Annotated in this window: 1 protein-coding gene; it reads right to left on the bottom strand. The window is 62.3% G+C overall.

The features are described 5' to 3' along the window. Window positions 1–547: MMPL family transporter (locus A5658_RS29265; RefSeq protein ID WP_156751282.1), on the bottom strand; the 547-nt coding region annotated here is incomplete at both ends.

The following is a 547-nucleotide window of genomic DNA, read 5'->3' as shown; positions in this document are numbered from 1 at the left end:
CTGGCCGGTCGTGGGCGGACATGTTGCGGCCACCAGAACCAACGTCCGAGCAGTGTGGCCAGCGACGGCGTCATGAAAGACCGGACGATCAGGGTGTCGAACAGCAGACCCAGCGCGATCGTCGTACCGACCTGACCCATCACCTTCAACGGGCTGAAGGCGAACGTGGCCATGGTGGCGGCGAACACCAGCCCGGCCGAGGTCACCACCGACCCGGAACCGGCCATCGCGCGGATCGTGCCCGTCTTGAGCCCGGCGTGGATCTCTTCTTTGAACCGGGATATCAAGAGCAGGTTGTAGTCCGAGCCGACCGCCAGCAGCAGGATGATCGCCATTGCCAAGACCATCCAGTGCAGGTTCATGCCGAGGATGTACTGCCAGAGCAGTACCGAGAGCCCGAACGATGCCCCCAACGACAGCGCGACCGTCCCGACGATCACCGCCGCCGCGATCAGACTGCGGGTAATGATCAGCATGATGATGAAAATCAGGCAGAGCGAACCGATTCCGGCGATCATCAGGTCGTACTTGGAGCCGTCCTTCCAGT

Source organism: Mycobacterium sp. 1245111.1, from assembly GCF_001673405.1.
Taxonomy (GTDB): Bacteria; Actinomycetota; Actinomycetes; order Mycobacteriales; family Mycobacteriaceae; genus Mycobacterium.
Note: the sequence above shows the minus strand (reverse complement) of the source record. Positions and strands in the feature narration are given on the sequence as shown.